Source organism: Limnothrix sp. PR1529, assembly GCF_002742025.1.
In the GTDB taxonomy this organism is placed as follows: Bacteria; Cyanobacteriota; Cyanobacteriia; order CACIAM-69d; family CACIAM-69d; genus CACIAM-69d.
The window spans coordinates 21,160-27,874 of record NZ_LIRO01000052.1 but is presented as its reverse complement, the minus strand read 5'-3'; the positions used below and the strand labels follow the sequence as shown (position 1 = coordinate 27,874).

6 protein-coding genes and 2 tRNA genes are annotated in these 6,715 nt (G+C 55.1%); 5 read left to right on the top strand and 3 right to left on the bottom strand.

The annotated features are described in order from the left end of the window. On the top strand, positions 1 to 474 hold a 474-nt coding region (locus AMR42_RS08155), incomplete at its 5' end, for a nuclear transport factor 2 family protein (protein WP_143472988.1). 103 nt (positions 475 to 577) lie between these two features. Here the strand turns inward: AMR42_RS08155 and AMR42_RS08150 are convergent. Further along, on the bottom strand, positions 578 to 1,693 hold the full coding sequence (locus AMR42_RS08150) for a universal stress protein (RefSeq protein WP_099532953.1): 1,116 nt from the start codon (positions 1,691 to 1,693) through the stop codon (positions 578 to 580). A 32-nt stretch (positions 1,694 to 1,725) separates the two neighbouring features. Further along, the gene (locus tag AMR42_RS08145; protein ID WP_234406830.1) at positions 1,726 to 3,237 is read right to left on the bottom strand and encodes an HlyD family secretion protein; all 1,512 of its coding nucleotides are present in this window, start codon (positions 3,235 to 3,237) and stop codon (positions 1,726 to 1,728) included. Positions 3,238 to 3,496: 259 nt separating this feature from the next. Between AMR42_RS08145 and AMR42_RS08140 the strand changes: the two genes are divergently transcribed. The 4 genes from AMR42_RS08140 to AMR42_RS08125 all read left to right on the top strand — a co-directional run bounded on the left by AMR42_RS08140 (position 3,497) and on the right by AMR42_RS08125 (position 5,739). Then, positions 3,497 to 3,581, top strand: a tRNA-Tyr gene (locus AMR42_RS08140). A gap of 4 nt (positions 3,582 to 3,585) precedes the next feature. Continuing rightward, positions 3,586 to 3,657: transfer RNA gene (locus AMR42_RS08135), tRNA-Thr, on the top strand. 81 nt (positions 3,658 to 3,738) lie between these two features. Beyond that, positions 3,739 to 4,947: a tyrosine--tRNA ligase gene (gene tyrS, locus AMR42_RS08130; RefSeq protein ID WP_099532959.1), complete on the top strand. Its 1,209-nt coding sequence runs from the start codon at positions 3,739 to 3,741 to the stop codon at positions 4,945 to 4,947. Positions 4,948 to 5,127: 180 nt separating this feature from the next. After that, positions 5,128 to 5,739, top strand: coding sequence for a PH domain-containing protein (locus AMR42_RS08125; RefSeq protein ID WP_099532952.1), 612 nt, complete (start codon positions 5,128 to 5,130; stop codon positions 5,737 to 5,739). Positions 5,740 to 5,772: 33 nt separating this feature from the next. Here the strand turns inward: AMR42_RS08125 and era are convergent, their stop codons facing one another. Beyond that, the gene (era, locus tag AMR42_RS08120) at positions 5,773 to 6,702 is read right to left on the bottom strand and encodes a GTPase Era (RefSeq protein WP_099532958.1); all 930 of its coding nucleotides are present in this window, start codon (positions 6,700 to 6,702) and stop codon (positions 5,773 to 5,775) included. Between the last annotated feature and the right edge of the window lie 13 nt (positions 6,703 to 6,715).

The following is a 6,715-nucleotide window of genomic DNA, read 5'->3' as shown; positions in this document are numbered from 1 at the left end:
ATGCCACCCCGAACGCCACCCCGAACGCCACCCCAGATGCGTTCACCCGTGGAGTTGACCGAAAATCAGGTTCGATCGCGCTTGGAAGGGCTGCTGGCCGCCATCAAAAACCAAGATATTGAGGCGATCGTTAGCTTCTATGCACCCAATGCGGCAATTCGGGCAACGGTGAACCTCGCCGGAGGATCTCAAATGATTCGGCTTGACGGTCGCCAACAAATTCGAGATTTGCTGGAGCTAGCCTATCCCCAAATGCGCATAACCGCCGTTCGCTACGAAGATTTGGTGATTGAGATTTCGCCCGATCGCTCCCAAGCGGTGGTGACCTGCACCCTGTTTCAGTCAGCGCTGGCTCGCGATCAGCCCCTGAACAGTGTGGCGAATCAGCGGTTGGTGTTTCGCGTCATTGATCAAGAAATTCTGATTACCGAAGATATTTCTGAGGAAACGAGTCGTAGCTTTCCCAAAAATTAATTCCAACCTAGCGACCCTGTGGGAAATTCGTGACCGGGAAAATTACCTAAAAATTCCCGAAAATTCCCGCGCTGAAAACCGGAAACCTCTTGGAAAATATTGATCAAGACTCAGCAGAATTCTGAGAGCGTGGGGCGCGGCTGTCATGACTCATGATGTGCAAATCCACTGACTGCTCTGTTAGGAGATTCATCAATCGGTAGGTTAAAGAGCCGCGCAGCAATAATTGCCACCGCGATCGACGGGTTTCGCCCAGCACAATTTGTGTAATTCGATAATCTCGGGCCACTTTGGCGATCGCCTGGGGAATGTTGGAGGCTTGAACTTGTAAAAACTCCCCCCCAAACTCCTCACAAAGTCGCTGACAGCCCTCAATTTGGAGCGCTTCGCTTTTGCTTAAAAACCGATCGGGCGGACAAACAAATAAGCCATACAAGGGCGCATTCATATAACTCGCCAAACGCGCTGCCCGTCGTAATAGGCGCATCGATCCTTCATAGGTCGAAACACAGACCAACACGCGCTCGTGAATGTTACAAAATGGAGTGCTGGGATCTTGGTCAATCGCCTGTTCTTCAACATTGTCGGCCACTTCCCGCAATGCCAGTTCTCGCAGAGCAATCAGGTGGCGACGTTGAAAGAAATTGGTCAACGCTTGGGGAATTTTATCCAGGGCATAAACCTTCCCATCCTGTAGGCGTTCTTCTAAGGTTTCAGGGGTGACATCAATCACCACCACCTCATTCGCTTCCTCAAGAATTCGATCGGGCACGCGCTCTCGAATCACCACACCGGTAATTTGAGTCACGAGATCATTGAGGCTTTCTAAATGCTGAATATTCAGCGTGGAAAACACATCAATCCCCGCCGCCAAAATCAGCTCCACATCTTGATAGCGCTTGGGGCGATCGCTCGTGGGCACATTGGTATGGGCCAGCTCATCAATTAACACCAACTGGGGCTGGCGATCGCAAATGGCGGCCACATCCATTTCCGGCAGCAATCGATTTTGGTAAGCAATTTGGGCAGGGGGAACCACCTCCAACCCGATCGCTTTGTCGGCGGTTTCTTTGCGGCCATGGGTTTCCAATAACCCAATCACCACATCCACGCCCTCTGCTTTTAATTGCTGGCCTTCTTCCAACATGCGGTAAGTTTTGCCAACACCGGGAGCCATGCCGATGAAGACTTTATGTTTACCGCGTTTGGGAATATGCATGAGCCGATCGCCCTTTGAAACTGACTGCGCCCCTAGGGATTGGCCGATCGCCCATTGCCGGGTTTCGCCTTGTTGTTCAAGATGCTGTCGAGGGTCTGCCCCGGGGGCAAATCCGTGAAGACCCGATCGCCCGGTTTAATGCCTTGGAGCACCTGCACCTGATTACCCAAGGTGGGGCCCAAAACCACCGCGCGAAACTCGGGCTTTTGGGTGGCATTGGGGACTAAAACGCCCGTGCGCCCGCGATCGGTCACCACGGCCACCGTCGGCACAACCACGGCTTGGGGCAGGCGATCGCCCACAAAGACCAAATCCACATTCATACCCGATCGCAACACCTCCTGCCCTGACAGAATCGCCACGCGCACTTCAAAGGAGGTGACATCGCGCTCCCGAATCGCTTCCGGAGCCACCAGCTTCACCCGTCCCCGAAAGACCCGATCGGGATAGGCATCGGCCGTAATTTCCACCGTTTGCCCCAACTTGATTTGCCCAATGTCCACTTCCGGAACCCGAGCCAACACCTCCAACCCGCTGGCCAGAGCCGCGATCGAGGTGGAAGTTGCTCCACTGCCGGAGGAAGCAGACGTGGTGGGAGTCACGAAGGAGCCGGGTTCCGCATACTTTTGGGAAATGAATCCGGCAAAGGGCGCACGCACCACGGTGTCATTCAATTGCGTTTGGATCAGGGCCATTTGGGCGCGGGCCTCGGCCACATCGGCCCGGGCGGCAGCGATGTCCTCAATCCGGGAACCGTTCCGAATTCGATCGCGCCCCTTTTGGGATTCCACCAACGCCGCCTTGGCTCGATCGACATCTGCCTTGGCGCTGCGGGCCTCTTGCTCAAACCCATCCAGGCGATCGCGCTCAATCACTCCCGCTTCCGCCAGCGATCGGTTGCGTTCCAGCCGTTCCCGCGCCAAATCCAGCCGCGCCTGGGCACTCACCACATCCGCGCGCGATCGATTAACGCGAGCTTCCGCCTCGGCAATTTCCTCCGGTCGGTTGCCGGTTTGGGCCTCCGCCAGCCTTGCCTGGGCCCGCGCCAAGCCGGCCTGGGCCCGCGCCAGTTGCGCCCGCAGTTCCGCATCATCCATCCGGGCAATCACTTGGCCCTTCTGCACCGCATCTCCCTGCTCCACATACAACTCCAGCAGTCGCCCGGAGGTTTTGGGACTCAGGTTCACGGTTTGGATCGGGCGGATAGTGCCGCTTGCATCAATCTTGACCGTCAAATTAGCGGAAGTGACCGGAACGGTCAGCTTGGCCAAGGGATCAACCGCCGGATCCGCTGGCTTGCGCAATTGCCACAGACCCCAACCGGCGGCCCCCAAGATGGCCGTGGCCGCCACCCCAAACAAAGGCCAAAACAAACGGCGCGATCGCTGCTCCCATTGGTTCAGCTCCTGGAGTGCCGAGGGTGAGGCTGGGGGGGCAGATCCAGAGTCCGAATCAGCAGCCGGGGCACTTGATGGAGATCGCTGGGCCGTGCCCGATCGACCCGCATTCGATCGCTGGGTATCAGGCTGAGACTCAAGTTGCACAGGTTGCTACTCAGAACGCGCTAACTATATCCATTATGAAAGGGATTGGGCGAACTGCGGGAGCCGCCGCCCGGCGAAATCTCCACACCCGGCGATCGCCCCAGCGGCCTCCCGATCGTCCCCAGTTTTTGACCCCAGCGTTGCCCAAGATCCCGCCCTAGCCGGGCCAAGCGCTGCCTCAAAAAAATTTAAAAAAATTTTGGGCTGCCTATTGGGAATTTTCGATCCTTGTGCTATTGTTATCTCCCGTGGTGGAAGCGGGTCGATGCCCGAGTGGTTAATGGGGACGGACTGTAAATCCGTTGGCTATGCCTACGCTGGTTCAAATCCAGCTCGGCCCACCACCCCGCCTCTGTAGCTCAGTGGTAGAGCGCACCCTTGGTAAGGGTGAGGTCACGAGTTCAATCCTCGTCAGAGGCTCTTTTGATCAGCTCATTGAAATCTTTGAGCCTCTATTGTCAACCCCTATTCAGTCCCTATAGCGAATTGAGCGCACCAGTTATGGCAGCGTCTAACTTCGATTGGCTCCATCGCGGAACCGCCGATATTTTTCCCAACCAACCCGACTCAGCGGATCCGACCCAGAACCTAGAGCGGTTGTTGGTCACGACCGATCGCCCCTTGCGCGTCAAGCTCGGCATTGACCCCACCGGCAGCGATATTCACCTGGGGCACAGCATTCCCGTTCGCAAATTGCGCGCTTTCCAGGATGCGGGCCACACCGCCGTCCTGATTATTGGCGATTTCACCGCTCGCATTGGCGACCCCACCGGTAAATCGGAAGTGCGCAAGCAACTGACCGAAGCGCAAGTGCAAGCCAACGCGGAAACCTATTTGGAACAGGTGCGATCGATCCTGGATTTTGAAACGCCTGGCCGCCTGGAGGTGCGCTACAACTCCGAGTGGTTAGCCAAGCTGGACTTAGGCAAAATCCTGGAACTCCTCAGCACCATGACCGTTGGCCAAATGTTGGCCAAGGAAGGGTTTGCGGAGCGCTATCAGCAGGAAAGCCCCATCTTTTTGCATGAATTTCTCTATCCGTTGATGCAGGGCTACGACTCCGTGGCCGTGCGGGCGGATGTGGAACTGGGTGGCACAGACCAAAAGTTCAACCTAGCCGTAGGGCGAGATTTGCAGCGCCACTTTGGTCAAAAACCGCAATTTGGATTGCTCACGCCCATTTTGATCGGGACAGATGGGGTGCAAAAAATGTCCAAATCCTTGGGGAACTATGTGGCCCTGCGAGAAGACCCGCTCACCATGTATTCCAAGCTGGAAAAGGTGGCCGATGCGCAACTGGAAACCTACTTTGAACTGATGACGGATTTACCGTTGGATCAGTTGCCCGAAAATCCCCGCGATCGCCAGAAATTGTTGGCCCTGGAAATTACCCAACAAATCCATGGCGAGGCGATCGCCCTGCAAGCCCAAAAAGATGCCATGAATTTGGTGTCGGGCGGTGGCGGTGCGGAAAATGTGCCGGAATTTTCCTTGGCGCAGGTGGAATTTCCGGCTCCAATTTTCTATCTTTTGAGTGCCACAAAGTTATGCACCACCAGTAGCGAAGCCCGTCGCCAAATTCAAGGGGGCGGTGTGAAACTGGATGGCGAAAAGCTGGCGGATGTGAACCAAAAGTTTGAATCAGCGGCGGATTTGTTGGGCAAAGTGCTGCAAGTGGGAAAAAAGAAATTTGTGCGATTAGTCGCCTAGGAACAGCCCAAAGCCTAGCCTGAGAGTTGATTGCCCCTGGCAACCAACAAAATCCGATTGTTATACTGGCTGGCCGGGCTAGCCTCAAAATGGTTACTCAAGCCAGCCTGGCAAGGTTGGGCAAAGTAATGCTGGGCTGGGCAATGCTGGGCTAGGGCTAATCAACAATCGGTGATTCCCATGTTTAAGAGTTTGGCTTCGGATGCCTTGGGTCTCAGTGATATTGGGGTGGTGATTCGTCCCCAGGATTACGGCAAGGTTGATGCGGACGACTACATCATCAATGAAGAAGGCGAGAAAATCTATTTTTTGATTAAGTCCAAGATGGATGAATATTGCTTCACCAACTTGGCCCTAATCCATGTGGATGGCACATCGGCTGTCAGCAAAAAACGCACTTTGCGGCGCTTTAACTATGCCCACCATGCCATTTCCCATGTGACTTTGGAAACGGCAGGAACGCTCGATCGGGATGTGGAAATTAAATTTTCCATGGGCAGCCAGCATTACTCGATCGATGTGGCCAAAGTCCATATTCACGAACTCAAGGACTTGTATAAGGCCCTGCTGAAAATCGCCTTGATTCAGCAGGAAAATACTGCGTTCCACGGCTATGCACAAACCAGTTTGAACACGGCGGCCACCACCATCAGCCGATCGACCAGCACTTCAACGGCCGAAGAGCAATTCAAGGCAATTAACCAATACGCATTCAATTGGTTAAAGCTGGCCCATGAGTCCTATGTGCGCAAGGATTTTGGGGAAGTTTTCGAGAAGTTTATTAATAACTAATCGCTCGCGGCTAACTTCTTGCGGGTTTGTCGCCTAATCTTCCTCAATTCGGTAACCCAAATCGGCCAGGCGAGCGGGCGATCGCCGCCATTTGGGTTGCAGCTTCACGTACAACTCCAGGTAAACCTTGCCATCAATTAACTTTTGAATTTGTTCGCGGGCTGCCGTGCCGATCGCCTTCAGCATGGAACCACCTTTGCCGATCAAGATTGCCTTTTGGCTGGCCCGTTCAATGTGAATGGTGGCTAATACGCGGGTAATTTTCGGGGTTTCCTCCACCCGATCGATTTCCACCGCCACGGAATGGGGAATTTCGTCCCGGGCATGGAGCAAAATTTGCTCGCGAATTAGTTCGCCCATAATGAATCGTTCGGGGCGATCGGTCACCAATTCCGGGGGGTAATAAAACGGGCCCGGCGGCAGTCGATCGATCAGCGCCTGCAATAGGTCTTCTGTCCCTTCGCCCTGGAGCGCCGAAAACCGCACGATCGGCCAACCCCGATCGGCCGCCAAGGCTGCGTAGGACTCTTCCACCGTCGGATCCGTTTGCAGATCAATTTTGTTCAGCCCCAAAACCACCGGCACGGGTGCTTGGGCCAGCCACTCGGCCACGAAGCGATCGCCCCCGCCTGCTTCCACCGACCCATCCACCACAAACAGCAGCAAATCCGCCGAATGGATGGCCATGCGTGCATTGGCCACCAACACTTTGCCCAATTCGTGGTGGGGCTTATGAATGCCGGGCGTGTCTACAAACACAATTTGCGCATCATCCCGGGTCAGGATACCCCGCAGTCGGTTGCGAGTGGTTTGGGCGATCGGGGAGACAATGGCCACCTTTTGCCCCACCAAACCATTCATCAGCGTGGACTTGCCAACGTTTGGCCGCCCCACAATTCCCACAAAGCCCGATCGAAAATCGTCGGGAGCCGTCGGAATTCCCAAATTCAGCGCCTCTAGCATTTCATCCAACGAG